Source organism: Siccirubricoccus soli, assembly GCF_024178315.1.
Classification (GTDB): Bacteria; Pseudomonadota; Alphaproteobacteria; order Acetobacterales; family Acetobacteraceae; genus Siccirubricoccus; species Siccirubricoccus soli.
The window spans coordinates 16,715-43,184 of record NZ_JAMZIK010000118.1; the positions used below are offsets into that span (position 1 = coordinate 16,715).

At 73.3% G+C, this 26,470-nt stretch carries 19 protein-coding genes; 12 read left to right on the forward strand and 7 right to left on the reverse strand.

Features of this window, described 5'->3' with window-relative positions; genetic code table 11:
• Nucleotides 1-162 precede the first annotated feature (162 nt).
• The 3 genes from NJ376_RS18390 (at nt 163) to NJ376_RS18400 (ending at nt 2,607) form a co-directional block, all read left to right on the forward strand.
• Nucleotides 163-1,098, forward strand: coding sequence for an SMP-30/gluconolactonase/LRE family protein (locus NJ376_RS18390; protein WP_252954741.1), 936 nt, complete (start codon nt 163-165; stop codon nt 1,096-1,098).
• A gap of 320 nt (nt 1,099-1,418) precedes the next feature.
• Complete coding sequence (locus tag NJ376_RS18395; RefSeq protein WP_252954742.1) at nt 1,419-2,195, forward strand: fumarylacetoacetate hydrolase family protein; 777 nt, start codon at nt 1,419-1,421, stop codon at nt 2,193-2,195.
• 16 nt (nt 2,196-2,211) lie between these two features.
• A complete protein-coding gene (locus NJ376_RS18400; protein ID WP_252954743.1) occupies nt 2,212-2,607 on the forward strand; it encodes a carboxymuconolactone decarboxylase family protein in 396 nt (131 codons plus the stop codon).
• Nucleotides 2,608-2,649: 42 nt separating this feature from the next.
• On the opposite strand, the gene NJ376_RS18405 is transcribed toward NJ376_RS18400, so the two are convergent.
• The 4 genes from NJ376_RS18405 to NJ376_RS18420 form a co-directional block, all read right to left on the reverse strand.
• Nucleotides 2,650-3,576: a serine hydrolase domain-containing protein gene (locus tag NJ376_RS18405; RefSeq protein WP_252954744.1), complete on the reverse strand. Its 927-nt coding sequence runs from the start codon at nt 3,574-3,576 to the stop codon at nt 2,650-2,652.
• A gap of 19 nt (nt 3,577-3,595) precedes the next feature.
• Nucleotides 3,596-4,948, reverse strand: coding sequence for a tetratricopeptide repeat protein (locus tag NJ376_RS18410; RefSeq protein WP_252954745.1), 1,353 nt, complete (start codon nt 4,946-4,948; stop codon nt 3,596-3,598).
• An 84-nt stretch (nt 4,949-5,032) separates the two neighbouring features.
• Nucleotides 5,033-6,292: a hydantoinase/carbamoylase family amidase gene (locus NJ376_RS18415; protein ID WP_252954746.1), complete on the reverse strand. Its 1,260-nt coding sequence runs from the start codon at nt 6,290-6,292 to the stop codon at nt 5,033-5,035.
• Between the two features lie 352 nt (nt 6,293-6,644).
• Nucleotides 6,645-7,763: a CaiB/BaiF CoA transferase family protein gene (locus tag NJ376_RS18420; RefSeq protein ID WP_252954747.1), complete on the reverse strand. Its 1,119-nt coding sequence runs from the start codon at nt 7,761-7,763 to the stop codon at nt 6,645-6,647.
• 161 nt (nt 7,764-7,924) lie between these two features.
• On the opposite strand from NJ376_RS18420, the gene NJ376_RS18425 reads away from it, so the two are divergent.
• The 4 genes from NJ376_RS18425 (at nt 7,925) to NJ376_RS18440 (ending at nt 11,886) form a co-directional block, all read left to right on the forward strand.
• Entirely contained in the window at nt 7,925-8,917 is a 993-nt protein-coding gene (locus NJ376_RS18425) for a Bug family tripartite tricarboxylate transporter substrate binding protein (RefSeq protein WP_252954748.1), read from the forward strand.
• Nucleotides 8,918-9,039: 122 nt separating this feature from the next.
• Complete coding sequence (locus NJ376_RS18430) at nt 9,040-10,044, forward strand: NADPH:quinone oxidoreductase family protein (protein WP_252954749.1); 1,005 nt, start codon at nt 9,040-9,042, stop codon at nt 10,042-10,044.
• A 9-nt stretch (nt 10,045-10,053) separates the two neighbouring features.
• Entirely contained in the window at nt 10,054-11,517 is a 1,464-nt protein-coding gene (locus tag NJ376_RS18435) for an MDR family MFS transporter (protein ID WP_252954750.1), read from the forward strand.
• 120 nt (nt 11,518-11,637) lie between these two features.
• Nucleotides 11,638-11,886: a hypothetical protein gene (locus NJ376_RS18440; protein WP_252954751.1), complete on the forward strand. Its 249-nt coding sequence runs from the start codon at nt 11,638-11,640 to the stop codon at nt 11,884-11,886.
• On the opposite strand, the gene NJ376_RS18445 is transcribed toward NJ376_RS18440, so the two are convergent.
• The 3 genes from NJ376_RS18445 to NJ376_RS18455 form a co-directional block, all read right to left on the reverse strand.
• A complete protein-coding gene (locus NJ376_RS18445; RefSeq protein ID WP_252954752.1) occupies nt 11,873-12,205 on the reverse strand; it encodes a DHCW motif cupin fold protein in 333 nt (110 codons plus the stop codon). The genes NJ376_RS18440 and NJ376_RS18445 overlap by 14 nt on opposite strands.
• A gap of 138 nt (nt 12,206-12,343) precedes the next feature.
• Nucleotides 12,344-15,439 carry an efflux RND transporter permease subunit gene (locus NJ376_RS18450; RefSeq protein ID WP_252954753.1) on the reverse strand — a complete coding sequence of 1,032 codons (3,096 nt, stop codon included), beginning with the start codon at nt 15,437-15,439 and terminating at the stop codon, nt 12,344-12,346.
• A gap of 17 nt (nt 15,440-15,456) precedes the next feature.
• Entirely contained in the window at nt 15,457-16,485 is a 1,029-nt protein-coding gene (locus tag NJ376_RS18455) for an efflux RND transporter periplasmic adaptor subunit (protein WP_252954754.1), read from the reverse strand.
• A gap of 401 nt (nt 16,486-16,886) precedes the next feature.
• Between NJ376_RS18455 and NJ376_RS18460 the strand changes: the two genes are divergently transcribed.
• From NJ376_RS18460 to NJ376_RS18480, 5 genes are all read left to right on the forward strand, one after another.
• Nucleotides 16,887-22,019, forward strand: coding sequence for an alpha-2-macroglobulin family protein (locus NJ376_RS18460; protein ID WP_252954755.1), 5,133 nt, complete (start codon nt 16,887-16,889; stop codon nt 22,017-22,019).
• Nucleotides 22,020-22,255: 236 nt separating this feature from the next.
• Nucleotides 22,256-24,262 carry a penicillin-binding protein 1C gene (gene pbpC / locus NJ376_RS18465; RefSeq protein WP_252954756.1) on the forward strand — a complete coding sequence of 669 codons (2,007 nt, stop codon included), beginning with the start codon at nt 22,256-22,258 and terminating at the stop codon, nt 24,260-24,262.
• A gap of 224 nt (nt 24,263-24,486) precedes the next feature.
• Nucleotides 24,487-24,807 carry a quaternary ammonium compound efflux SMR transporter SugE gene (sugE, locus tag NJ376_RS18470; RefSeq protein ID WP_252954757.1) on the forward strand — a complete coding sequence of 107 codons (321 nt, stop codon included), beginning with the start codon at nt 24,487-24,489 and terminating at the stop codon, nt 24,805-24,807.
• A gap of 397 nt (nt 24,808-25,204) precedes the next feature.
• Complete coding sequence (locus NJ376_RS18475) at nt 25,205-25,699, forward strand: YaiI/YqxD family protein (protein WP_252954758.1); 495 nt, start codon at nt 25,205-25,207, stop codon at nt 25,697-25,699.
• Entirely contained in the window at nt 25,696-26,352 is a 657-nt protein-coding gene (locus NJ376_RS18480; RefSeq protein ID WP_252954759.1) for an RluA family pseudouridine synthase, read from the forward strand. The genes NJ376_RS18475 and NJ376_RS18480 overlap by 4 nt, the downstream gene beginning before the upstream one ends.
• The last annotated feature ends 118 nt before the right edge of the window (nt 26,353-26,470 follow it).

Here is a 26,470-nt window from a genome sequence, read left to right on the forward strand (position 1 = left end):
CGCGCCGCCATGGGGCCCGTCCACTCCCTTGGACCAGCGCCTCGCACAGCCTGCCGCGGCAGGGCAAGGGGCAGCGACTGTTGTTGCACGGCGCCGCTGGGCCGGCCACTGGCGCGCGCGGCGCGGCTGGGGCAGCATTCCCGGGAAGATGGGAGGGAATGCATGAGCGAGTTGAAAATCCTGGCCGAGGGGCTGCGCTTTCCCGAAGGGCCGGTGGCCATGGCGGATGGCAGCGTGGTGCTGGTGGAGATCGCCGCCGGGCGAATCACGCGCATCGGCGCCGATGGCGGCAAGACCGTCATCTCCACGCCGGGCGGCGGGCCGAACGGCATCGCGGTGGGGCCGGGCGGGAAGATCTACTGCTGCAACAATGGCGGCTTCCTGTGGCATGAGGAGCCGAACATGCTGCGCCCCGCCGGCGTGCCGCCGGAGTACAAGGGCGGGCGGATCGAGGTGATCGACCCCGCCACCGGCAGTGTGGAGGTGCTCTACGACCATTGCGGCGAGCACAGGCTGAAGGGGCCGAACGACATCGTCTTCGCGCCGCCGGGCTCGCCGGGGGAGGGCGGGTTCTGGTTCAGCGACCTCGGCAAGGTGCGGGCGCGGGAGCGCGACCATGGCGGGGTCTATTGGGCGGCGAATGACGGCTCGAAGATCGTCGAGGCGGCCTATCCGGTGTTCGGCGGGGCGAATGGCATTGCGCTCTCGCCCGATGGGCGGCGGCTCTATGTGGCGGAGACGGAGACGGGGCGGCTCTGGGCCTGGGATGTGGAAGGGCCGGGCGTGCTGCGGAAGGATCCCTGGCCCTCGACCAATGGCGGGCAGGTGATCTGCCAATTCCCCGGCTACCGCCGGCTGGACAGCATCGCCGCGACGGCGGCGGGAAATATCTGCGTGGCGACGCTGGTGAGCGGGGAGATCACCACCGTCGCGCCGAGCGGGGAGATCCTGCGCGTGGTGAAGATGCCGGAACGCATGCCGACGAATATCTGCTTCGGCGGCAAGGACATGCGCACGGCCTACATCACCCTGTCGCTGACCGGGAAGCTGGCGGCGATGGAGTGGGACGAGCCGGGGCTGGTGCTGCCCTGGGCGTAAGCTCCCCACGACGTTGCTGCACAACGCCGCGGGGGGCCAGGGGCGCAGGATGATCGGCGCCTCGCACAGCCTGCCGCGGCAAGGCCGCTGCAGGGCATCAGACGGCGCCGGACCCTGCCGCAGGCTCCCCGGGCCGGTTCGCGGGTGAAGGCGCCTTTGCGCGCCTTCGACACCGCCGAAGGCGACCATTCGCCAGGGCCATGGGGCTTGAGGTGCGCTCGACGGGGCCGAGCGCGCAGGGAGCGCGCCCGGGCGCGATGACGCCCTTGACGGGTGCGGCAGGTGGCGCCACGCCGCGGCGAGGTCGGAGAGGAATGAGCATGGCACTCTGGGTGCGCTTCACGCGGGATGGCACGGAAGGCTTCGGCACGCTGGATGGCGAGACCATCGCCGTGCACAGCGGCGATCTCCTCGCCGGCGCGACGCCCACGGGCGCGACGCTGGCGCTGGCGGATGTGGCCCTGCTGCCGCCGGTGCGGCCGGGCGCCTTCATCGGGCTGTGGAACAATTTCCATGCCGCGGCAGCGAAGCAGGGCAATCCCATTCCGGAATTCCCGCTCTACTTCCTGAAGAACCCGCGCTGCGTCATCGGCCCCGGCGCCGCCATCCGCCCGCCCGCGGGCTACGAGGGCAAGGTGCTGTATGAGGGGGAGCTCGGCCTCGTCATCGGCAAGCGGGTCTCCAACGCCGACGAGGCGGAGGCCGGCGCCGCCATCTTCGGCCTGACCTGCGTGAACGACGTGACGGCGCTCGACCTGCTCTTCGCCGACGCCTCCTTCCCGCAATGGGCAAGGGCCAAGGGCGCCGACAGCTTCGGCCCGATCGGCCCGGTCATCGCCACCGGCCTCGACTGGTCGGCGCTGAGCGTGAAGGTGGCGCTGAACGGAAGGGTGCGGCAGGACTATCCGCTGAGCGACATGATCATCCCGCCCGCCCGCATCGTCTCCCTGATCTCGCGGGAGATGACGCTGCAGCCGGGCGACGTCATCGCCTGCGGCACCTCGCTCGGCGCGCTGCCGATGCGGCCGGGCATGCAGGTGGCGGTGACGATTGAGGGCATCGGCACGCTGGAGAACGCCTACGCCCCGGCGGCCTGAGCAAGGAGGAAACGCCATGGAAGAAGACAAGGCGCATGACGCGCTGCGCGAGAGCGGCCGCCGCGTGATGCGGGAGGTGCTGGGCGACGCCTATGTCGACAAGCGCGACGCCGGCACCACCCCCTTCAACGCCGCGGTGCGCCGGCTTTCCGAGGAATTCGCCTACGCCACGCTCTGGACCCGGCCGGTCTTCGACCGGCGGCAGCGCAGCCTGGTGACGCTGGCCATGCTCTGCGCCCTGAACCGGCCGCATGAGCTGCGCATCCACCTGGTGGCGGCGCTGAACAATGGCTGCACGGCGGAGGAGATCAGCGAGCTCTTCACCCATGCCGTCGCCTATTGCGGCTTCCCCGCCGCCATCGACGCGCTGCGCGTGGCGGAGGAGGTGCTGCGGGAGCATGGCAAGCTGTAGGCTCCGCCAGGCGGATGGCGCTGCCCGTCGAGCAATGGTGGCTCAGCCGGACCCGGCGGATCCGCCATGGCACCTGGCCATAGCCAGCAGATGCATGGCCCGGTGCTCCGCCGGGCCCTCCTCGGCCGCGGCCATGAAGACCGCGGCGGTACGGGCGGGCTCGGCGCCGAGCCGGTGGTAAACGGCGCCGACGCTGCCGGGGCCGGCCGCGGAATGGCCGGCGACGGGCATGGGCCGCGACAGGCCGGGGGCGAGCGCCTCGCCGATCATCAGGCCAAGCCCGTAGCCCGTCGCCACCCAGGGCCGGCCAGCCATCCTCCCGCCGATCGGCTGGCGGTCGATCAGGGCGGCGCGGCTGGCGGCGTTCAGCAGCCTGCCCCGCAGGAGCCGGTGCAGCGCCAGCGCTGCCTCAGCCACCGGACCGATGACGACGCCGTGGAAGGCCCAGCCCGGGTGATAGTCCTGCCCGCCGGCGAAGACGGTGCCGCGCATATCTGCCCTGGTCTCGGCCAGGCGCGCGACGACGAGGCCGAGCGGCGCAAGCACCAGATGCTGCAGGAGGATGCCGAGCCCCGCGCCGCCCGCCCGCTCGATGCGGCGGCGGACAAGGAGAAAGCCGACATTCGAATAGGCGAAGCCTTGGCGTGGCGGGAAGGCCAGCCGGTCGGGCGGGATGCGGGCGAGGAGCTCGGTATCCGTCCATGGCTCCTCATTGCGTGCCACAGCCTGGTGATAGGCGGCCATGCCGCCGTAATTGCCAAGGCCGGCGCGGTGCTGCAGCAGGTCCCGCAGGCTGTAGGGACCTTCGTCGAGGATGCCGTCGAGGGACAGTCGGCCTTGCTCCGCCAGGCGGAGCGCGCAGGCGGCGATCAGGGTTTTGCTGAAGCTCCACCACGGCACGACGGCGGCCGAGGCATCCGCAGCAAGGCGGCCTTCCGCGTCGACAGTCGCGCTGAAGCATTCGGGCATGCCGGCCCTGTCCGCCCGATCAGTGCCGCACGGACTTCGCCGCCTCCGCATAGCCCACGCGCCGCTCCGGCGGCACCGGATGCCGCCCCGCCACCCGTTCCAGCAGCATCCGCACGTCCTCCTGCAGCCCCGCCTTCATGGCGCTGTGCAGGAAGAGCTGTTCCAGCACGTCCTGCTGCGCGTGGCTGCCGCCCAGCCGGTACATGCCGCTGAGCGCCGGGCGCATCACGGCGACCGCGCCGGCGAAGTCGCCCTGGCCGTGCTTCAGCACCGCATCGCAGATCGGCAGGGCGTAGTCGTGCACCAGCGGTGCGTTGGTGCCGGCATTGGCGCCGGCATAGTCGCGCATCGCCGCCAGCATGCGCTGCGCCGCCTCCCATCGCCCGGTCGCGGCCAGGGCCATCATCCAGTGCGGCAGGGTGAAGGCGGAGAGGCAATCGCCGATGCGCGATTCCGCCTTCGCCGCCAGCTCCTCCCAGCGGTTGCCGACATCGACGCCGTGCAGGCCCAGGCGGAACAGCATGGAGGCGGCGTTCTGCACGTCGATGTAGAGGTCGGGCTGCGCCTCCGTCACGCGGCTGCCCAGGTTGCGGAAGCCGGTGTCGTAGAGCGCCAGCACCTGCGCATGCTCCCACCGCTCCATGTGGTACATCGCGCGGTGCCACCAGAGGTGGTGCATCAGGTTGTTGCCGCCATCCCAATGCTTCTCGAGCGAGGCGACCCAGGCGATGCCCTCGCCGCGGCGGCCCTGCATCTCCAGCACATGCGCCACGGCATGGGCGGCCCAGAGATCGCCGGGGTCGAGGGCGATGGCGTCGCGGCCGGCGGCCTCCGCCACGGTGTAGTTGCCGCATTCCTCATGGGCGAAGCTGCGGCAGGCAAGCACGCTGCCGAAGCCGGGCATCCCGGCCTCCCAGCGCGGATGCACACCCTCCACCGCCGTCAGCATCGCCTCCGGCCGGCCGAGCCAGAAGGCGCAAAAATGGTGCAGGCGGAAGGCGAGGATATCGGTGGGGTGCGCGGCGAAGATCGCCTCCCAGGCGGCGAGTGCCCGGTCCATCTCGCCATCCGCCCAGTGGCGCAGCGCGGCGACATGCGCCTGCTCGCGCGGCGTGGCGCGGGCCATGCAGCTTTCGGCGGTGGCGATCGCCGCCCTGGCCGGGGCGATGAAATCCTGCTTGTAGCCCAGCAGCATGAAGGCGGCCTTCAGCGCATGCGCCATGCCGAATTCCGGGTCCGCCTTGAAGGCCGGCTTCAGCCGCTGGGAGGTGTCGAAGCGGTATTTCAGATAGCCCTCGATGGTCGCGTCGAAGGCGGCGACGGCCTCCGCGCTGTCGGTCGAAAGGGCCAGGCCCCTGGCGTCGCGCTGCATGGCTGTGCTTCCTCCGCTCCTGTCCTGTCCTCTCCCCTGCGCCGGTTTGCCCGCGCGGGGAGGGGAACCGCAAGCCTCCCGGCCTCAGACCGCCAGGTAATCCGCCAGCACATGGATCGCAGCCATCAGGTCCGCGGTCTCCATGGCTTCGTCGGGGTTGTGGCTGCCATTGCGGTTGCGGATGAGGAGCATGCCGGTGGGCACGCCGCTCGCCGCGAAATTATTGGCGTCATGACTGCCGGGGCTGTTGAGGCGCGGCGCCGGCAGGCCGCAGCGCACGGCAGCCGCTTCCAGCCCGGCGATGATCTCTGGGTGCATCGGGCCCGGGGCGGCGGCGCTGCGCTCGCCGAGGGCGATCTCCACTCTGCGCCGTTGCGCGACCATGCGGACGATCTCCCCGAGCCTCGCCTCCAGCGCCGCCAGATGCGCCGGATCATAGGCGCGGAGGTCGAGCGACATCTCGAAGCCGCCGGAGACCATGGTCAGGCTGTGATGGCCGAAGGGGGTGTGGAAGCGGCCGATGGTGACGGCCATGGGGCGGCCCTCGGCCTCCTCCGCAAGCCAGAGCTTCTCCAGCTCCAGCGCCAGGTCGGCGCCGGCCAGCGCGGCGTCCCGGCGGAAGCGATGGGGCAGGCCGGTATGGGCATCGGCGCCGGTGATGCGGATGAAGGGGTGACGGACATTGCCGGGATTGGCGAGGCAGATTGCGACCGGCGCCTCCGCTTCGACAAGCTGCGGCGCCTGCTCGATATGCACCTCCAGATAGGCGCCGAGGGAGGCGGGGTCGCGCAGCGGCCTCCCCGCCCGCAGCGCCGCGGCGTCGCCGCCGCAATCCTCGATGCTCTGGGCGAGCGTCCGGCCGGTGCGGGCATGGGTCAGCTCCAGCGCCCCCGGCGGCAGCCGGGCGAGCAGGCAGCGGGAGCCGATGAGGCCGAGGCCGAACCACACCGCCTCCTCGCAGCGCAGCGCCAGCACCTCGATCGGGGCGCGGGGCCGCCTCCCGGCGGCTTGCAGGGCGGCGACGGCGCCGAGGCCGGCGATGACGCCCGCGGCGCCGTCGAAATTGCCGCCCTGAACCACGCTGTCCAGGTGCGAGCCGATGAGGATGGGCTTCGCCGCGGAGTCCGTGCCCTCCCAGCGCAGGGTGAGGTTGGCGCCGGCATCGGTGCTGGCCGCCAAGCCGAGCGCGGCGCCGGCCGCGGCGATCAGCGCCCGGGCGCGATTCTCGCCGGGGCCGAAGGCGTCGCGGGTGATGCCGGGCGGGTCGCGGCCGATCTCGGCCACGCCATCCAGCAGGCGCTGCACGAGGGGGGCCTGGGCGGCGATGGCATCGGCAAGGGTCATGGCAGGGCCTTGGTCAGCAGGATGCGCATTCTGCCCTCACCCCCGCCCTTTCCCGCAAGCGGGGGCGGCGGACGGGCCGGCGCCTCCCAGGCTGGCGGGGCCGGTGGTCCGGCGTGGCGCGGGGCACTCAACCCTTGCCCTTTCCCGCAAGCGGGGGGCGGCGGACAGGCCGGCGCCTCCCGGGTTGGCAGGGCGGGTGGTCCGGCGTGTCGCGGGGCGGAGGGCCACTCAACTCCTTGCCCTTCCCCGCAAGCGGGGCGGCGGACATGCCATTGCCGCCCGCGCCGGGGGCCTGGCGCATCGCCGGCCGGAAGGAAGCGCCACCCCGGCCCGCCCCCAGGGCCGGGAGAGATCACAGCCCCACCTCCCGCAACACCTCCTCCGTATGCTCGCCAAGCGCCGGGGCCGGCACGCTCCAGGGGCCGAGGCCCGGGAGCTTCGGGAAGGGCAGGGTGCCGAGGCCCGGCTGTTCCAGCGGGACGGCGGCGCCCACCGCCCGCACATGCGCATCCGCCAGCCAGTCGAGCGGGGTGTTCACCACGTCGCAAAGCAGCCGCGCCGCCTTGAAGCGCTCCACCCAGTATGGCGTGGGCTGGCGGGCGAAGGTCTCCCGCAGGCTGGGCACCAGGATGTCGCGGTGCTTCGCCCGGTTGGGGAAGCCCTGGAAGCGCGGATCCTCGGCCAGCTCCGGCCGGCCGGCCACCTCGCAGAAGGTCACCCATTCCGGCTCCCGCAGGAAGGCGGCCATGAACCAGCGTCCGTCGCTGCCCTGATAGGTGCCGGCGGGGACATTGGCGGCCGGCGGCACCTGGCCGAGCATCCCCGCCTCCGCGACGTTGAAGCCCATCAGCGCGGCGGCGGATTGCATGAGGGAGACATCCAGCACCCGGCGCCGCGGCGGGGCGCCGGCATGGCGGTCCCGCGCCTGCTCCGCCAGCGCGGCCTGGACGGCGATGCAGGCGGAAAGCCCCGTCGTCATGTCCACCGCCATGAGCTGGCCGGTGCGGTGGGGGATGCCGTCGGCGCCGATATTGAGCGAGACCAGGCCGGTATAGGCCTGGGCCACGCCATCGGTGCAGGGGCGTTCGCTCTCCGGCCCCTGCTGGCCGAAGCCGGAGATGGAGAGGAAGACCACATCCGGCTTCCCCGCCTCCGGCACCAGGCCGAGTCGCCTGGCGACGCCGGGGCGGAAGGCCTCCAGCATGACATCGGCGCGGGCGGCCAGCTTCGCCAGGGCGGTGCGGCCTGCCTCCGTCTGCAGGTCCAGCACCACGCTGCGCTTGCCGCGGTTGAAGCTGACATGCATGACGGATTGCGTGCCCTCCCGGGTGGAGAGGCCGCGGGACCAGTCGCCGGCGGGCGGTTCCACCTTCACCACATCGGCGCCGCAGGCGGCGAGCAGGGTGGCGCAATAGGGGCCGGCAATGCCCTGGCTGGCATCCAGAACGAACAGGCCCTGATACGGCTTCATGGCGTCTCCCCGGTGATGTTGCCGCCCATGGCGGGTGGCGGCCGGGCGGGGCCCGGTCGCCATTGGGTCGTCGGTCGTGGCGCGGTTGCAGCTTGCGGGCGTTTCCGCCCCCGCGCCATGGCCCTATCCTGCCCGGAACGGGACGGGAGGAAAGACCCAGGATGCAGATGACGCGACGCGCCGCCCTGGCGGGGCTGCTGGCGGCGCCGGGCCTGGCCCCCGGGCGGGGGCAGGCGCAGGGAGCGCCGGGCGCCGGGGCGGAGTGGCCGAACCGGCCGATCCGGCTGGTCATTCCCTACCCGCCGGGCGGGCCGACCGACCTGCTGGGGCGGGTGGTGGCGCAGCGCCTGACCGCCGCCCTGCCGCAGCCCGTGGTGGCGGAGAATCGGGCGGGGGCGGGCGGCTCCATCGGGGCGGAGCAGGTGGCGCGCGCCGCGCCGGATGGCCATACCCTGCTGGCCAATGCCTCCGCCCATGTCATCCTGCCGCATATGCTGCGGCTGCCCTTCGATGCGGTGGCGGATTTCGCGCCCATCACCTGCATCGCCGCGGTGCCGCTGATCCTGGTGGTGACGCCCGGCCTGCCGGTGCGCAACGTGGCGGAGCTGGTGGCGCTGGCCAAGGCGAAGCCGGGGCAGCTCTCCTATGCCTCCTCCTCCAATGGCGGGGCGCCGCATCTGGCGGGGGAGATGTTCAAGCTGCTGGCCGGCGTCGATCTGGCGCATGTGCCCTATCGCGGCAGCGGCCAGGCCCTGCCGGACCTGGTGGCGGGGAATGTGCAGGTGATGTTCGACAGCCTGGCGAGCAGCGCCGCGCTGGTGCGGGAGGGGCGGCTGAAGGCCCTGGCGGTGACGACGGAGCGGCGCATCGCCGGCTTCCCGGAGCTGCCGACCGTCGCCGAGGCCGGGGTGCCGGGCTATGCCATCACCACTTGGTACGGGCTCTGGGCCCCGGCCCGGACGCCGGCGCCGATCCTGGAGCGCGTGCAGCGGGCGGTGGCGGCGGGGGTGCGGCAGCCCGAGGCGGCGGAGCGGTTCGCCTCCATGGGCGCCGAGCCGGTGGCGCAGGAGCCGGCGGCCTTTGCCGCCTTCGCCACGGCAGAATACGACCGCTACGGCAGGCTGGTGCGCGAGGCGAATATCCGCGCCGATTGAGGCGCGGCGCAACTCATGATTGCCCGGGGCCGTTCGGCCCCTGGCGGGTGGAGGCCGGGGAGAGGCGCGCCTCGCGGCGCGATGTTCCCCACGGCGCAGGACAGTAGGAAAGGAAACCCCGCATGCGCGCCCTGGTCTGCGAAAGCTGGCGCGAATTCGACGAGCTGGAGCTGAAGGAGATCCCGCCGCCGCCCCTGCGTCCCGGCGGGGTGCGCATCCGGGTGGAGGCGGCCGGCGTCTCCTTCGCCACCCAGCTCGTCGTCGCCGGCAAGTACCAGCGCAAGCCCCCCTTGCCCTTCACCCCCGGCACGGAGGTGGCCGGGACGGTGCTGGAGAGCACGCCGGACGTGCCGGACCCGCTGCCGCCCGGCACCCGGGTCTTCGCCGTGGTGGATTGGGGCGGGATGGCGCAGGAGGTGGTGGCGGACGCCATCCACGTGACCGCCATCCCGGACGGGCTGCCGCTGGAGCCGGCGGTGGCCATGCCGATCAGCTACCCCACCGCCGCCGCCGCCCTGCTGTGGCGGGCGCGGCTGGCGCCGGGGCAGTGGGTGCTGGTGCAGGGCGCGGCCGCCGGCGTCGGATTGGCGGGGGTGGAGATCGCCCGGGCGCTGGGGCTGCGGGTCATCGCCCGCTGCGGCGCGGCGAAGCGGGGCGTGCCGCTGGCCCGCGGCGCCGATCTGGTGCTGGACAGCGCCGAGCCCTTCCGCGACGCCGTGCTGGAGGCGACGGGCGGTGCCGGCGTCGGCGCCGTGCTGGACACGCTGGGCGGGCCGGTCTTCGACGAATCGCTGCGCTGCCTGGGGGATGGCGGGACGCTGGTGACCATCGGCTTCGCCGCCGGGGGCATCCCGCAATTGCCGGTGAACATCCTGCTGCTGAAGAATATCGGCGTGGCGGGGCTGAACTGGGGCACCTATTGCGGCTGGTCGCCGGGCGACAACCGGCAGCTGCATGCGCCGCGGGCCCGGGCCATCTGGGCGCAGTTGACGGAGTGGTGGGCGGCGGGCGCGCTGCGGCCGGAGGTGCATGCCGGGTTTCCGCTGCATGAATTCCGCGAAGCCATGGCGGAGGTGCGGAGCCGCCGGGCCTCCGGCCGGGTGGTCCTGAGGCCGCAGGAGGTTTAGGACGAAGGCATGAGTGATGCGTCGCCCGCGGCACCTTCCCTCGGTCCTCCCCCGGCCCGGACCGACCATCGGCTGATCGCGGCCATCGTCGCCAGCGCGCTCTTCATGCAGAACCTCGACAGCGCGGCGGTGACGACGGCGCTGCCCGCCATGGCGCGGGAGATGGGGGTGGAGCCGGCGCGGCTCGGCGCCGCCATCACCTCCTACCTCGTGGCGCTGACGGTCTTCATCCCGGTCTCCGGCTGGGTGGCGGACCGGTTCGGGGCGAAGCGCGTCTTCATGGCGGCGATCGCGGTGTTCACCATCGCCTCCATCCTGTGCGGCCGGGCGACCGGGGTGCCGGAGATGATCGGCGCCCGGGTGCTGCAGGGGGTGGGCGGCGCCATGATGGTGCCGGTGGCCCGGCTGCTGCTGCTGCGCCAGGTGCGCAAGGACCAGATGCTGAACGCCATGGCCTGGCTGACCATTCCGGCCATGATCGGCCCGGTCAGCGGGCCACCCCTGGGCGGGTTGCTGACCGATGCCTTCGGCTGGCGCTCCGTCTTCCTCATCAATGTGCCGATCGGGCTGCTCGGCATTGCCATGGTGGCGTGGAAGATCCCGCGCATGGCGCCGACCGACCCCGGCCCGCCCGACCTCAAGGGGCTGACCTTGCTGGGGCTGGCGCTGGCGCTGTTCATGACGGGGCTCGAGACCTTCGGCCGCGGCGTGCTGCCGCGCGGGATGCCGGAGGTGGCGCTGCTGCTGGGGGCTGGGTTCGGCTGGGCGGTGGTGCGGCATTGTCGGCAGGTGGCGCGGCCGGCGCTCGACCTCTCCCTGCTGCGGATCCCGACCTTCAACCGCTCCACCCTGGCGGGCAGCCTGTTCCGCAGCGGGGCGGGGGCGACGCCCTTCCTGGTGCCGATGCTGCTGCAGGTGGGCTTCGGCAAGACTGCGTCCGAGGCCGGGCTGGTGAGCTTCGCGACGGCGCTCGGCGCCATGGCGATGAAGCCGCTGGCGCGGCCCATCCTGCAGCGCTTCGGCTTCCGCACCGTGCTGGTGGCGGGGGCGCTGCTGGCGGCCTTCGGGGTGGCGGTGGCGGCGCTGTTCACCCCGGCCTGGCCGCTGCCGGCAATCTTCCTGCTGCTGGCGCTGGGCGGGCTGTTCCGCTCCCTGCAATTCACCGCGCTGAACACCCTGGCCTTTGCGGATGTACCGACCGCGCGGCTCTCGGCGGCCACCAGCTTCGCCGGCACGGCGCAGCAGCTATCGCCGGCGCTCGGCGTGGTGCTGGCGACGACGACGCTGGAGCTGTCCTCGCACCTGGCCGGGCGGGCGGCGATCGGGGTGCCGGATTTCTGCGTGGCCTTCCTGGTGGCGGGCGCCGTGGTGGCCGCCTCCACGCCCTTCTTCATGAGCCTGGCGCCGGATGCCGGGGCGGATGTGAGCGGCCATGCCCCGGCGGGCGGCGTCAGGCGGGCGCCGGCGGAGTGACGCCCGGCTCGGAAGGTCGTGACGTTCCAGGCCGGGTAGCGCGCGCAGGGGTGGTGTGACGGCTGCGCGCCAAAATCAAGGGCAGACCGGCTGCGCGTCCGTGGACCGACATCGGTCGGCATGTCGCGCAGCCGCTATGAGCAGGCGCCCGGCCGGGAGGGCGCCGGCGCGGGCGAGGGCGGCGCCCCGGGCCTCGGCGAGGGCCAAGTGGAGTCCGCCATAGAGCAGGCGGTCGAGGCTTGTGGCGAGGCCGAGGGCGTGCGTCGCCAGGGCCGGCATCGGGGCCTGGATCTCGACCGGCATCCGCATCACCCGGACCAGGGCCGCGGCGGCATCGCTTCGTCCCCGGACAAACTCAGTCTACGATGAAGAGCTTCGCCCCCGTCCGGGTCGAGGACCGATGCGCCGCATCGCCGAAATCGGAGACCTGGTAGCTCATCCCCGGCCGCAGGGTGAAGCGGCGGCCGTCGCGCAGCTCCGTCTCCAGCTCCCCTTCCAGCACATAGAGGATATGGCCGCGGTCGCACCAATGGTCCGCCAGGTAGCCGGGCGTGTACTCCACCTGGCGCACCCGGATGTCGCCGATGGTGAGCGTCCGCCAGATCGCCTCCCCGGTCTCGCCCGGATGGCGGGTCTCCGCCACGCCGGACCAGTCGGTGACGGTGAAGGGCAGGGTAGGAATCTTCATCTCTGGGCCTCTGGCATCACTGTCAGGGACTGACGCTGCCCGGTGCCCTGCCGCGGCTTGGCCGCGACAGGCCGTGCGGTGCCTCGGGCCACCAGCGCCCCGGAGCCCGCCACGCCGCGCAGCGGCGTTGCGGGGAGGTCACTCCGCCGGCGCCACCGCATCCAGCGGCGCCTGGCGGCGGCGGGAGGTGAGGCGCCGCGCCAGCCCGTCGAAGCCGAGATAGAGCACCGGCGTCACGAACAGCGTCAGCACCTGGGAGACGGCGAGCCCGCCCACCACGGCAAGGCCCAGCGGCTGCCGCAGCTCGGCGGCGGCGCCCCAGCCGGCGGCGATCGGCACCGCGCCGGCGCCGGCGGCGAGGGTCGTCATCAGGATGGGGCGGAAGCGGACCAGGCAGGCCTCCCTCACCGCGGCGAAGGGTGCGGCGCCGGCGCGCTGCCGCTGCAACGCCACGTCCACGATCATGATGGCGTTCTTCTTCACCAGCCCGATCAGCAGCAGCACGCCGATGACGGCGATGACCGAGAGGTCGAGGTCGAAATACCACAGCGTCAGGAAGGCGCCGAGCGCCGCCGCCGGCAGGCCGGAGAGGATGGTGAGCGGGTGGATCAGGCTCTCATACAGCACGCCGAGCACCACATAGACGATGGCGAGGGCGGCGAGCACCAGCATGCCCTGGCCGGCCAGCGCCTGCTGGAAGACCTGCGCCGCGCCGGAGAAGCCGGTGACGATGGTGGGCGGCATGCCGAGCTCGCGCTCGGCCTCGCGGATGGCGTTCACCGCATCGCCGAGCGCGACGCCGGGCGGGGTGTTGAAGCCGATGACCACGGCCGGCAGCTGCCCCTGATGGGAGACGTTGAGCGGGCCGGATTTCCGCTCGATGCTGGCGAGCGCCGAGAGCGGCACCAGCCGGCCATTGCTGCCGCGGATATAGAGCTTGGCGAGGCCGGTCTCGTCCCGCTGGTCCTCCGGCAGGGCCTCCAGGATCACCTGATAGGCATTGGCCTGGCCGTAGAGGGTGGAGATCTGCCTTGTGCCGAAGGCGGAGAACAGCGCCTGGCGCACCGCATCGACCGAGACGCCGAGGGAGGTGGCGCGGTCCCGGTTCACGTTCACCTGGACCACCGGGCTGTCGATCTGCAGGTCGGTGTTCACGTCCTGCAGCTGCGGCAGCTGGTTCAGCCGCTGCTCCATCCGCTGCGCCCAGTCATACAGCTCGTCCAGCCGCAGCCCCTGCAGCGAGTAGAGGTAGAGGGTGCGGGTCTGGCGGGAGCCGAAATTCAGGTTCTGGATCGGCTGGATGAAGACGCGCAGGCCCGGGATCTGGCTGGTCTCCCGCCGCAGCTGCTGGATGACCTGGATGATGCCGGGCCGCTCATCGGCCGGCTTCAGCTCGACGAAGAGGCGGCCCTGGTTGATCGAGATGCTGCCGCCCGTCGCGCCGATGTTGGAGACGACGTTGGCAACCGAGGGGTTCTGCCGCAGCCGGCGGGAGAGCCCGCCCTGCATCTCGACCATCGCGGCGTAGGAGGCGCCGCGCGGGCCCTCGGTGTTGATGGTCAGCAGGCCGGTATCCTCGATCGGGAAGAAGCCCTTCGGGATGATCACCGCCATGTAGCCAGCGGCGCCGAGCGAGGCGAAGAAGGCAAGCCAGACCAGCCAGCGGAATTTCAGCGCGAAGCCGAGCGCCGCGGCGTAGCCGCGCTCGATCAGGCTCAGCATCCGCTCCAGCACCCGCTCCACCAGCCCGGGATGGGTATGCGCCGGCAGGCGGGAGGACATCAGCGGGGTGAGGGTGAGGGAGACGATGCAGGAGGCGATGACCGAAAGCGAGACGGTCGCCGCGAAGGCGTTGAAGACCCGTCCGACCACGCCGCCCATCAGCAGAATGGGCAGGAAGACCGCGACCAGGGAGAGGGTGATGGAGAGGACGGTGAAGCCGATCTCCCGCGAGCCCTTGATGGCCGCCGGGATGGGCGCCATGCCTTCCTCGATGTGGCGCATGATGGCTTCCAGCACCACGATCGCGTCGTCCACCACGAGGCCGACGGCGATGGTGAGGCCGAGCAGCGTCACGTTGTCGATGCCGTAGCCCATCACATACATCAGCCCGAAGGCGACGCAGAGGCTGATCGGCACCGCAACGGTCGGGATCAGCGTGGCGCTGAGCTTCCGGAGGAAGATGAAGCAGACCAGCACCACGAGGCCGATGGCGATGGCGAGGCTTTCCTGCACGTCATGCACTGCGGCGCGGATGGAGCGCGAGCGGTCCAGCATGATGTCGATATGGGCGCCCGGCGGCAGCGCCGCCTCCAGCGCCGGCAGGCTGGCCTTCACCCCGTCCACCACATCCACCGTGTTGGCGTCCGGCTGGCGCAGCACGGCCAGCACCAGGGCGCGGTCGTCGTTGCGCCAGGCGGCGATGCGGCTGTTCGCCACGCCATCGGCGACCGAGGCGATCTCGCTCAGCCGGACCGGCGCGTTCGGCTTGCCGGCGACGACCAGCCGGCCGAATTCCTCGGCGTTCTGGGGCTGGTCGTTGGCGCGGAGGGTGAGCTGCTGCCGCTCGCCATTCATCAGCCCGACCGGGGTCGCCGAATTGGCCTGGGCGATGGCGGTCTGCATGGTGTCGAAGGCGAGGCCCATGGCGGCGATGCGGTCCGGGTCCAGCCGGACGCGGACGGCGTAGAGCTGCTCGCCATAGGTCTGCACCTGGGCGACGCCCGGGACGCGGGAGAGCGCCGGGCTGATGATGGTGCTGACCAGGTCGTTCAGATAATAGAGCGGCTTGTCGCCGCCGGAGACGGTCAGCAGCACCACCGGCGCATCGGCCGGATTCACCTTGCGATAATTGGGCGGCACCAGCATGTCCACCGGCAGGCGGCGCTGGGCGCGGGTGAGGGCGGCCTGCACGTCCTGCGCCGCCGCGTCGATGTTCTTCGACAGGACGAATTGGACGGTGATCTGCGAGGTGTCCTGGCCGTTGATCGAGCTCATCGAATCGACCCCGGCGATGGTCGAGAGCTCGCGCTCGATCGGCAGGGCGACGCTGGTCGCCATGGTCTCCGGGCTGGCGCCGGGGAAATTCGCGTAGATGGTGATGACGGGGAAGTCCACCCGCGGCACGGCGGCGACCGGCAGCCGCGTATAGGCGATGATGCCGGCGACGATGGCGGCGAGGGAGAGCAGCCCGGTCATCACCGGGCGCCGGATGCAGAGTTCGGAGATGTTCATCCTGCGCGCCCTTCCGGTTAGCGGACCGCGGAGACGCGCTGCGGCGCCGGGTTGCGCTCCACGGCGCGGCTGCCTTCGGTGACGCGCTGGGCGCCGTCGACGATGACCTTCTCGCCCGGCTTCAGGTCGCCGGTGACGACGGCGCGGTCCCCGGCCACCCGCACCAGCGTCACCTCGCGGCGGCGGGCGGTGTTGTCGGGCGCCAGGACGAAGACGAAGCGGCCATTCTGCCCGGTCTGCACCGCCGGCCCGGCGACGGTGATGGCATTCTCCTGCGCGCGCGGCGTCAGCGTCACCTGGACGTACTGCCCGGGCCAGAGCCGCAGATCGCCATTGGCGAAGCGGGCCTTCAGCAGGATGGTGCCGGTGGTGGTGTCCACCGCGCTGTCCACGAAGACCAGCTCGCCTTCCGGCGGCGGCCCGTCATCCTGTTCGATCCGCACCCGGACATGGGCGGTGTTGTGGCGCATGGCGGCCTTCACCTCGGCCAGCCAGCGTTCCGGCACGGCGAATTGCACCAGGATGGGGTCCACCTGGGTCAGGGTGGTGATGGCGGTGCTCTCCGCCTGGCGGACGAAATTGCCGACGCGCAGCGGGATGGCGCCGAGGCGGCCGTCGATCTCGGCGGTGATGGTGGCGAATTCCACCTGCAGCTTGGTCTGGGCGATCATCGCCTCGGTCGCCCGCACCGTGGCGGCCGCGGCCAGCGCATCCGCCTGGGCCTGCTCGTAGCGCTGCTGGGAGGCGAAGCTCTCCCCGCGCAGCGACTGGTAGCGCTTGGCATCCGCCTCCGCCCGCGCCGCCAGGGCGCGGTCGCGCATCAGCTGCGCCTCCTGCTGCGCCAGCAGCGCCTGGTTCAGCCGGGAATCCAGGGTGAAGAGGGGCTGGCCGCGCCGGACCATCTGGCCTTCGGTGACGTGCACCTGGGTGATCTGGCCATCCACCCGGGTGCGGATGGTGACGACGGATTCCGAGGCGACGATGCCGTTGGCCAGGATCTCGATGGGCACGGCGCCCTGCTGCACCGGGTCCGTGGTCACGGGCACGCCGCCGCCGGCCTGCTGGGCATGGCCGGGCGCCGCCAGGCTTCCGGCGAGGAGCAGGACAAGGCATGCAGACAAAACCACAAGACGTCTCATTTTTGCCCAAACCCTCGCACGGACAGGAGCACGCATCTCCGAATTCGAGATGCCGGACCCCTCCCATTCCGCTTATACGGGCAGCTCCGCCCGGACCCACAGCCCGATCTTACACCGCCCGGCCCGGCATACGATCGCCCGACCGGGCCATGCCCCGGCCGGCGCCGGAGTCAGCCCGATGAAGCAAGCGCCATACCACGTGATGCTATCATGGCGGTTTCGGAAGAATCGATAAGACGGTTTTCACCGTCCCGCAGCCTCTGCCAGGGCTAGTATGCCCTCAACGCTTCGGGAGGGCCTTTCGCACCATGCCGCGCCTGCTGATCCTGCTCCTTGGCCTGCTGCTGGCCGCGCCCGGGCTGCACGCCCAGGGTTTCGACCTGCCGGGCCTTGCCAATGATGCCGCAGGCTATGAGCGGGAGCTGGGGCGGCGCTTTCCGGCCGGCGCCACGGCGGCGCAGAAGGCGGCGGCCGAGCAGCGGGCGGCGGCGGCGGAGCGCCAGAACAACTGGCCGGCCGCGGCCCAGGCCTGGGAGGACCGGATCGCCGGCGGCGACGCCAGGGCGGAGCATTGGCTGGCGCTGGCCCGCGCCCAGCTCCGCCGCACGCCGCCGGAGGCCAACCGGGCCTTGCAAGCGGCCTGGCAGAATTTCCAGGCCGTGCCCGCGGGCGCGCCGGAACTCCCCTCCCTCCTGCTCATGGCCGAAGCATTGCGGCTGCTGGACCGTCCGGCGCAGCGGATCCAGGCGCTGGAGGCGGTGCTGGAACGGGCGCCGGACAATCCCGCCTACCGGCAGCAATTGGCCGATGCCCGGCGGGAGGCCGGGCTGCTGGTCGCCCGGATCAACACCGAGGCGGAAAGCGAGCCGGCCCGGGCCTGCCTCTCCTTCACCGTGCCCCCCGCCCGCCGCACCGACTGGCAGCCCCAGGATTGGGTGCGGGCGGAGCCGCCGATCCCCGGCATGGCGGTGCTGCGGGAGGGCGACCAGATCTGCATCGCCGGCCTGCCCAACGGCCAGACGACGCGCCTGGTGCTGCGCGCCGGGCTGCCGGGGGAGGACGGGCTGCGGCTGAACCGGGACATGCCGGTCCGGGTGGCGATGCCGAACCGCCGGGCGCAGATCATCTTCGACGCCACCACCTTCCTGCTGCCGCGCGGCCAGGCGCCGCGGGTCGGCCTCGCCACGGTCAACATCTCCGCCCTCAACCTCCGCGTGGTGCGGGTGACGGAGCGGACGCTGATCCCCTTCTCCCGCGGCAATTGGACGGTGGGCGAGCAGATCGAGAGCTGGACCGCCCAGGATCTGCCGGAGAGCTGGGGGCGGGTGGTCTGGGAAGGCCGGGTGGACCTGCCGCGCTTCGAGGCGAACCGGTTGCAGCGCCACGCCCTGCCCCTGCCGGAGGGGCTGCGCGCCGCCGGCCCCGGCCTCTACGCCCTGGTGGTGCAGCCGGCCGATGGCACGCGCGGCCGGGCCGCCGCCCTGCCGGTGATCGTGACGGATCTGGGGCTGACCGCCTGGCGCAGCAGCGCCGGCCTTGCCGTGCAGGCGCGCGGGCTGCAGGCCGGGCGGCCCCTGCCGGGCGCGAAGCTGCGGCTGATGGCGACCAACAACGACATCCTGGCCGAGGCGGAGACCGGGCCGGAGGGGCTGGTCCGCTTCGCCGCGCCTCTGCTGCGCGGCCAGGGGCCGATGGCGCCCAAGGCGGTGCAGGCCTTCCTCGGCGATGACTTCGTCCAGCTCGACCTCGAGGCCGCGTCCTTCGACCTGTCGGACCGCGGCGCGACGGGGGTGGAGCATCCGGGGCCGATGGAGGCCTTCCTCTGGCTGGACCGCGGCATCTACCGGCCGGGCGAGACGGTGCAGGCGGCGGCGCTGCTGCGCGATGCCGGCGGCGCGCCGCTCGACATCCCGGCCCGTCTGCGGCTGCGGCGGCCGAATGGTTCGGTCTATGCCGAGGCGGTGCCGGCGCGGGAGAAGGGGGCGGCGATCCTCTGGCCGGTCCAGATCGGCCCCGGTGCGCCCAGCGGCGTCTGGACGCTGGAGGTGCTGGCCGACCCGAACGACCCGCCCATCGGCAAGACCGAGTTCCGCATCGATGCCTTCGTGCCGGAACGGCTGGAGGTGCGGGCTGGCCCTGCGCCCGGGCCGCTGGTGCCGGGGCAGGCGCTGGCCATCCCGCTCTCCGCCCGCTTCCTCTACGGCGCCCCCGCCGCCGGGCTGACCGGCAGCGCGGAGTTGCGCCTCCAGGCCCTGCGCTCCCCCTTCGAGCAGTATCGCGACTACGTCTTCGGGCTGGTCGATGAGCAGTATTCGCCGGATCTCGTGCCGCTCGAGATCGAGGCACTGGACGACCAGGGCAATGGGAAGCTCGAGGTGACCCTGCCGAGGGTCCCGGACACCACCCGGCCGCTGCGCGCCGAGCTCGCCATCGCCATCGACGAGCCGGGCGGCCGCGCCTCCCGGACCTCCCTCACCCTGCCGGTGCGGGCGGCGGAGCGGATGATCGGGGTGAAGCCGCGCTTCGCCGACCTGGCGATCGATGCCGATTCCGAGGCGGGGTTCGACATCCTGGCGCTGGATGGCGATGCGCGGCCGGTCGCGGCGCGGCTGCGGGTGCGGCTGGTGCGGGAGCGGCCGGATTGGCGCGTCGTGCTGCGCGGCAGCCAGGCGCGCTACGAGACGGTGTGGCGCGACGAGGCGGTGGACAGCACCGACCTCGCCGTGACGGCCGCCGCCCCGGGGCGCTTCGCCCGCCGCCTGCCCTTCGGCCGCTACCGGCTGGAGGTGAGCGAGCCGGGCGGCCTCGTCATCACCTCGCTGCGCTTCCGCGCCGGCTGGGCGGGGGGCGAGACGCCGGAGGTGCCGGACAAGGTGGATGTGGCCGCCGACCGCCGCGCCTATGCGCCGGGGGAGGTCGCCCGGCTGCGCATCACCCCGCCCTTTGCCGGCCCGGCCAGCATCGCGGTGCTGACCGACCGGCTGGTTTCCCTGCGGGAGATCCAGGTGGCGGAGGGCGGCACGGAGGTGGAGGTGCCGGTCGATGCCGCCTGGGGGCCGGGCGCCTATGTCGCCATCACCGCCTACCGGCCGGGCGAGGCCAAGCAGGGACATCCCGGGCGGGCGCTGGGCCTGGCTTGGCTGCAGCTTGACCCCGCCTCCCGCCGCATCGGCATCGCCATCGACACGCCGGAGCGCATCGCGCCGCGCCAGCGCCTGACCGTGCCGCTGCGGCTGGACGGGGCAGGTGGGGAGGCGATTGATTGGCGCGCCTCTGGCGCGACGCTGACCCTCGCGGCGGTGGATGAGGGCATCCTCCGCCTGACCCGCTTCGCGACACCCGACCCGCTCGGCCATTTCATGGGCAAAAGGCGCCTCGGCGTCGATATCCGCGACGATTACGGCAGGCTGGTGCCGCCGCCGGAGGGCGAGCTGGCGGTGCTGCGCCAGGGCGGCGACGAGTTCAGCCTCGGCAGCATCGACATCCCGCAACGGACGGTGGCGCTGTTCAGCGGGCCGGTGGTGGTGGCGCCGGACGGCACGGCGAATGTGACGCTCGACATCCCGGATTTCGCCGGGGAACTGCGGCTGATGGCCGTCGCCTGGGCCGGCAGCAGGGTGGGCTCGGCCTCGAAGCCGCTGACGGTGCGCGATGCGGTGGTGGCGGAGGCGCTGCTGCCCCGCTTCCTCGCCCCGGGCGACGAGGCGCGGCTGCCGGTGCTGCTGCACAATCTCGACCTGCCGGCGGGCGAGATCACCGCGACCCTGCGGGCGGAGGGCGCCATTGCGCTGGCCGGGCCGGAGCGGCTGGCGGCGACCCTGGCGCCCAATGCCCGCGCCCTGCCGGCCAGCGCGCTGCGGGCGACCGCGGCGGGGCAGGGGGTGCTGCGGCTCTCCGTCGCGGGACCGGGCGGCTTCACGGTGGAGCGCGAGGCGCGGATCACCATCCGCTCCTCCCGCCCCATCACCACCGAGATCGCCAGCCAGAGCCTGGCGCCGGGCCAGGAGGGGCGGCTGGAGATCCCCGCCGCGCGCTTCCTGCCCGGCACCCTCCGGGCGACGGCCAGCTTCGGCGGGGTGGTGCGCTACGATGCGGCGGGGATGCTGCGGCTGCTCGACCTCTACCCCTTTGCCTGCCTGGAGCAGTCTTCCTCCCAGCTCCTCGCCTTCGCCGCCACGCCGCCGGAGACGCCGCTGCTGCCGGAGCGCGCGGCGCGGCTGCAGCAGGCGGTGGAGCATGTGCTGAACAAGCAGCGCTATGACGGCGCCTTCGGCCTGTGGTCCGCCCAGGGCGAGGCGCAGTACTGGACCGGCGCCTATGCCGTGGAGGGGCTGCTGCGCGCCCGCCTGGCCGGCGCCGCGGTGCCCGAGGCGGCGCTGGCCGATGCGCTGCGCCAGATCGCCGAGCAGGCGGAGGAGGGCACGCCGGACACGCCGGAGGAGCGGGCCGCCCAGGCCTACCGGCTGCATGTGCTGTCGCTGGCGGGCCAGCCGCTGCCGGGGGCGGCGCGGCGGCTGCTGGAACAGCTCGACGCGCTGCCGACGCCGCTGGCCAAGGCGCAGCTCGGCGCCGCCTTCGCCCGGGCCGGCGACACGGCGCGGGCGGAGCAGGCCTTCCGGGCGGCGCTGGCGCCCGGCGCCCGGCAGCCCTGGCTCTACGACTACGGCACGGCGGAGCGCGACCTGCTGGCCATGGCCGCGCTGCTGCGGGAGAGCGGGCTGCTGCCGCAGCAGATGCAGGCGCTGCAGACCCGGCTGCCGGGGGCGAATTTCACCCCTGCGGTGGCGAATACCCAGGAAGCCGCCTGGGCGGTGCTGGCGGCGCAGGCGCTGGGACGGGATGGCCGCCCGGCCCGGGTGGCGCTGGATGGCCGGGAGCAGGCGCCGGCGGCGCAATTCTCGGTGGCGCTGAGCGCGCCCGCGGTGGCGCGGAACCTCGGCGATGCGCCGCTCTACGTCACCACCTCCGTCACCGGCATCCCGGCCCAGCCCCTGCCGGCCGGGCGGGCGGGAATGCGCATCACGCGGCGCTTCCTCGGGCTCGACGGCCAGCCGCTGAACCTCGACACGCTGCGGCAGAACCAGGTCTTCGTCCTGCTGCTGGAAGGCAGGGCGGAGACGCGGGAAGCGCATCGCGCCATCCTGCAGCAGGGGCTGCCGGCGGGGTGGGAGATCATCGGAAGGCTGGCGGCGGGGGAGGTGCCGGGCATGCCCTGGCTCGGCACCCTGACCGAGACGGTGGCCTCCCCGGCGCTGGATGACCGCTTCGCCGCGGCCATGGATCTGACGCCGGATGCGCCGGAATTCCGCCTCGCGGTCCGGGTGCGGGCGGTGACGGCCGGGCAGTACGAACTGCCGGGCGCACAGCTCGAGGACATGTACCGGCCGCAGCTCTTCGCGCGGCAGAACACCGGGCGGATCACGGTGCGGCCGGTGGAGTGATGGCAGGGCCGGTGGAGGCGGGCGGGGAGGGCCAGGCCCCGCCCGGAGGGCGAGGCCGTGACGGCACCGGCGTGGCGGATCACGGCCGGGCCCTGGGGGCGGGCCGGCCCCGCCCTTCCGATGCGGGCTGCCCTGACCCTGTGGTGTCGGGCCACCGCCTCGGGACGGATGGCGCCCGCCCTGGCCCTCCCCCGCCGGCGAGGCAAGGGACGCCGCCGCCCACTGCGGCGGGGCGCATGCGCCCCGCCGGGATGCAGGTGGGCAGGGGCCGGCGCCGGCACCGCCTGGCTCTCGCCGCGCTGGCCGTGCTGGCGGGGCTTGCCGGCGCCGCCTTCATCCTCGACCGGCTTTACCCCCCCAACCTCGCCCGCCTCGCCGTGCATGGCACGGAGGTGCTGGACCGGGAGGGGCGCAGCCTCGCCGTCCTGCCCGCCCCGGGCGGCATCTGGCGGCTGCCGACCAGCGCCGCCGATGTGCCGCCGCATCTGCTGGATCTGCTGATCGCCGCCGAGGACCGGCGCTTCCGCCACCATCCGGGCGTCGATCCCCTGGCCCTCGCGCGCGCGGCCTTCCAATGGATTTGGGCGGGCCGCATCGTCTCCGGCGGCTCCACCCTGACGATGCAGGCGGCGCGGCTGCTGGAGCCACGGCCGCGGACCCTGCGCAGCAAGGCCATCGAGATCCTGCGTGCCCTGCAACTGGAAGCGCATTACTCGAAGGATGAGATCCTCGGTCTCTGGCTGACCCTGGCGCCGATGGGCGGCAACCTGGAAGGGGCGCGGATCGGGGCGCTTGCCTGGTTCGGCCGGCCGGTCGGGCAGCTCGATCCCGCCGAGGCGGCGTTGCTGGTGGCGATCCCCCGCAGGCCGGAGGCGCTGCGCCCCGACCGCCATCCCGCAGCCGCCCGCGCTGCCCGGGACGCGGTGCTGACGGAACGCGCACGCGCGGCCCCCGGCATCAGCCCCGAGGACACCGAAGCGGCGCTGGCCCGCCCGGTGCCCGCCATGCGCCGCCCGCTGCCCCAGGCCGCGCCGCACCTGGCGCGGGAGCTGGCGCGGGGTGCGACCGAGGTGCGCATCGCCTCCACCCTCTCCCTGCCCTTGCAGCGTGCGGCCGAGGCGATCGCTGGCCGGGCGCTGCGGGAGCTGCCGGAGCGGGCCTCGCTGGCCATGCTCGTGGCGGAGCTGGAGACGCGGGAGGTGCGGGCGCTGGTGGGCGGCGAGTTCGGCGCCAATGGCCGGGCGGGGATGCTGGATCTGACGCGGGCGGTGCGCTCGCCCGGCTCGGCGCTGAAGCCGGCGCTCTATGCCCTGGCCTTCGAGGCGGGGATCGCCGCGCCGGAGACGCTGCTGGCGGACCTGCCGCGCCGCTTCGGCGGCTACGCGCCGGAGAATTTCGACCGCGGCTTCGCCGGGCGCATCACGGTGGCGGATGCGCTGCGGCAATCCCTGAACCTGCCGGCCGTGGCGCTGCTGGCGGAGCTCGGGCCGCTGCGTTTCGTCGCGGCGCTGAAGGCGGCGGGGGCGCCGCCGCGCCTGCCGCCGGGGCAGGATCCCTCCCTGCCGCTGGCGCTTGGCGGGATGGGGACGACGCTGCGCGAGCTGGTCGCGGTGCATGCCGCGCTGGCGGATCAGGGACGGGCGCGGCCGCTGCTGTTCCGGCCGGGCGAGACGGTGGCGGCGGCGCGGCCGGCCTTCGCGCCGCGGGCGGCGGAACAGGTGGCGGGCATCCTGGTGAACCCCTTCCCCGGCGGTGGGCCGCAGGGCATCGCCTGGAAGACGGGGACGAGCTGGGGCGGGCGGGATGCCTGGGCGGTGGGGTACGACGCCCGGCATGTGGCGGGGGTCTGGGTCGGGCGGCCAGATGGCACGCCGCTGCCGGGCGCGACCGGCGCCCGCACCGCCCTGCCGCTGCTGGCCCAGCTCTTCGAGCGCCTGCCGCCCGCGCCGCGCCGCGCCCTGCCCGCCCGCACCGCGCCGGCGCCCATGCTGGCCGAGGCTGTGGACCGGCTGCGCCTGGTCTTCCCGCCCCCGGGCGCGGTGCTGGAGGAAGGCGTGCCGCACGTGACGCTGCGGGCGAGCGGCGGTCGCCGGCCGCTGACCTTCCTGGTGGATGGTCGGCCCGTCCCCGCCGAGCCCGCCAAGCGCGAGGCCGCTTGGCGCCCGGAGGGACCGGGCTTCTACCGCGTGACGGTGCTGGATGCGGCGGGCAGCGTGGCACGGGCGGAGGTGCGGGTGCGATAACGTTCCCACAAGACCGCTGCGCGGCTTTGGTGGGCGACATCACTGCATTCCCGAGGCCTTGCGGCGGCAGGGTCTGTCAGGCGCGCCGAGGGCTGACGGAGAACGGGCGGGGCGGGAATGTTGACCCCGGGTCTGCCGCACCCTACCTCAGCGGCGCGAGGCCACGTCCTCCCCCTTCATGGGTTCAGGTCCGGGACGGCCCGGCAGCTTGCTTGGAGGCTGCCATGGCTTGGCTCATTCTCACTATCGCCGGTCTGTTCGAGGTCGTCTGGGCCTTCGCGATGAAGCAGTCGGAGGGCTTCACGCGCCTCTGGCCCTCGGTCGTCACCCTTGCCGCGATGCTGGTGAGCTTCGGGCTGCTGTCCTGGTCGATGCGAACGCTCCCCCTTGGCACCGCCTATACGGTGTGGACTGGGATCGGCGCGGTGGGCGCCTTCCTCGTCGGCGTCGTCTTCCTCGGTGAGACGGCCAATGCGCTGCGCGTGACCGCCGCCCTGCTGATCGTGAGCGGCCTGCTGCTCATGAAGCTGTCCAGCCCCGCGTAGGAGCTTGGGTGGCGGCCGTCCGGCGCATGGCGCCAGCGCCTCCTGCCGGCCGCGCGGGCTACCGGCCCATGCGCTCCACCAGCATGCAGCCGCCACACCGGCACGGCGTGTGAAATACGAATCAGGACCGGTCCACAGCCGCCCGGCCTGGCCTGGCTCCCGCGCGCATCTCCTGCGCGAATCCTGCAGGTGATACCCGGCTCGGCACGTCAGGAGCTTCCGGCCGGGTGGCAGCTTGCCGCGGCGCGGCGTCGCGGGGCGTGGCGATCGCATGCGGTGCTTCGCCCGGCCCGCCGCGGCCAGGCGGCAGGAAGGGCAGATCCGCCATGTCCCCTCCTGTCCTGCCAGGCGGTGCATGGGCCTTGCGGCGGGCGGCCCACCCTCCCATGGTCCCGCCATGACCACCCTTTATATCGACGGCGATGCCTGCCCGGTGCGGGAGGAGGCGTTCCGCGTCGCCACCCGGCTCAACCTGCCGGTGAAGCTCGTCGCCAATGGCTCCCGCCCCATCCGCCCGCCCGGCCTGCCGAATGTGGAGCTGGTGCTGGTCCCGGAAGGCGCCGACAAGGCGGATGACTGGATCGCCGAGCGCATCGCCCGCGGCGATGTCTGCATCACCGCGGATATCCCGCTCGCCAGCCGCTGCCTCGCCAGGGGCGCCCGCGCCCTGGGCTTCAAGGGGCGCCCCTGGACGCCGGACAATATCGGCGGGGCGCTGGCGGGGCGGGAGGTGTCGCGGGAGATGCGGGAGCGCGGCCTCGCCACCGGCGGCCCGGCGCCGCTGAGCAGGGAGGACCGCTCCCGCTTCCTCGCCGCGCTGGACGCGGAGGTGGCGGCGGCGAAGCGGGACCTGGCCGCGCCGCCGCCCCGCGCCTGGGTACCCTTCGAGTGAGCCAGGACCCGCTCGGCCGCCTGCTGTACCGCGACGAGCGGCTGCTGGTGCTGGACAAGCCGGCGGGGCTCGCGGTGCATGCCGGGCCGCGGGGCGGGGTCTCGCTGGAGGACTGGCTGCCGGCGCTGGCGATGGGGAAGAAGCGCCTGCCGCAGCCGGCGCACCGGCTGGATGCGGACACCGCCGGCTGCCTGGTGCTGGGGCGGACCAAGCCGGCGCTGGCCGAATTGGGCGCGCTCTTCGCCGCCGGGCAGGTGCGCAAGACCTATTGGGCCGTGGTGCGCGGCGTGCCGGGGGAGGCAGGGGTGATCGAAGCGCCGCTGCTGAAGCGCAGCACGGCGCGGGAGGGCTGGCGCATAGTGGTGGACCCCGCCGGCCAGCCGGCCGTGACGGAGTGGCGCCGCCTGGGCGGGGCCGAGGGCCTTGCCTGGCTGGAGCTGCATCCGCGCACCGGCCGCACCCACCAGCTTCGCGTCCATTGCGCCCATGCCGGCTGGCCGATCCTCGGCGATGCGCGCTACGGCGAAGGCCCCGGGCCGATGCAGCTGCTGGCGCGCGGCATCGCGCTGCCGCTCTCGCCCCCCGTCGCGGTGGAGGCGCCGGTGCCGCCGCATATGCGGGCGGCGCTGGCGCGCTGCGGCTGGGCGGCATGAGCCCGGCCCTGCTCCTCGCCCTGCTGCTGGCCGCGCCGGCCGTGGCGCAGCGCCCGGCCTGCGGCTATGGCGAGGGGCTGGCCGCGCTGCGAACTGCCGAGACGGCGCTCGGCGCCCC

Excerpts from the sequence above, each read along its gene's own strand:
- NJ376_RS18390 (WP_252954741.1), top strand. The coding sequence starts at position 163 with ATGAGCGAGTTGAAAATCCTGGCCGAGGGGCTGCGCTTTCCCGAAGGG.
- NJ376_RS18395 (WP_252954742.1), top strand. The coding sequence starts at position 1,419 with ATGGCACTCTGGGTGCGCTTCACGCGGGATGGCACGGAAGGCTTCGGC.
- NJ376_RS18400 (WP_252954743.1), top strand. The coding sequence starts at position 2,212 with ATGGAAGAAGACAAGGCGCATGACGCGCTGCGCGAGAGCGGCCGCCGC.
- NJ376_RS18405 (WP_252954744.1), bottom strand. The coding sequence starts at position 3,576 with ATGCCCGAATGCTTCAGCGCGACTGTCGACGCGGAAGGCCGCCTTGCT.
- NJ376_RS18410 (WP_252954745.1), bottom strand. The coding sequence starts at position 4,948 with ATGCAGCGCGACGCCAGGGGCCTGGCCCTTTCGACCGACAGCGCGGAG.
- NJ376_RS18415 (WP_252954746.1), bottom strand. The coding sequence starts at position 6,292 with ATGACCCTTGCCGATGCCATCGCCGCCCAGGCCCCCCTCGTGCAGCGC.
- NJ376_RS18420 (WP_252954747.1), bottom strand. The coding sequence starts at position 7,763 with ATGAAGCCGTATCAGGGCCTGTTCGTTCTGGATGCCAGCCAGGGCATT.
- NJ376_RS18425 (WP_252954748.1), top strand. The coding sequence starts at position 7,925 with ATGCAGATGACGCGACGCGCCGCCCTGGCGGGGCTGCTGGCGGCGCCG.
- NJ376_RS18430 (WP_252954749.1), top strand. The coding sequence starts at position 9,040 with ATGCGCGCCCTGGTCTGCGAAAGCTGGCGCGAATTCGACGAGCTGGAG.
- NJ376_RS18435 (WP_252954750.1), top strand. The coding sequence starts at position 10,054 with ATGAGTGATGCGTCGCCCGCGGCACCTTCCCTCGGTCCTCCCCCGGCC.
- NJ376_RS18440 (WP_252954751.1), top strand. The coding sequence starts at position 11,638 with ATGTCGCGCAGCCGCTATGAGCAGGCGCCCGGCCGGGAGGGCGCCGGC.
- NJ376_RS18445 (WP_252954752.1), bottom strand. The coding sequence starts at position 12,205 with ATGAAGATTCCTACCCTGCCCTTCACCGTCACCGACTGGTCCGGCGTG.
- NJ376_RS18450 (WP_252954753.1), bottom strand. The coding sequence starts at position 15,439 with ATGAACATCTCCGAACTCTGCATCCGGCGCCCGGTGATGACCGGGCTG.
- NJ376_RS18460 (WP_252954755.1), top strand. The coding sequence starts at position 16,887 with ATGCCGCGCCTGCTGATCCTGCTCCTTGGCCTGCTGCTGGCCGCGCCC.
- pbpC (WP_252954756.1), top strand. The coding sequence starts at position 22,256 with ATGCGCCCCGCCGGGATGCAGGTGGGCAGGGGCCGGCGCCGGCACCGC.
- sugE (WP_252954757.1), top strand. The coding sequence starts at position 24,487 with ATGGCTTGGCTCATTCTCACTATCGCCGGTCTGTTCGAGGTCGTCTGG.
- NJ376_RS18475 (WP_252954758.1), top strand. The coding sequence starts at position 25,205 with ATGACCACCCTTTATATCGACGGCGATGCCTGCCCGGTGCGGGAGGAG.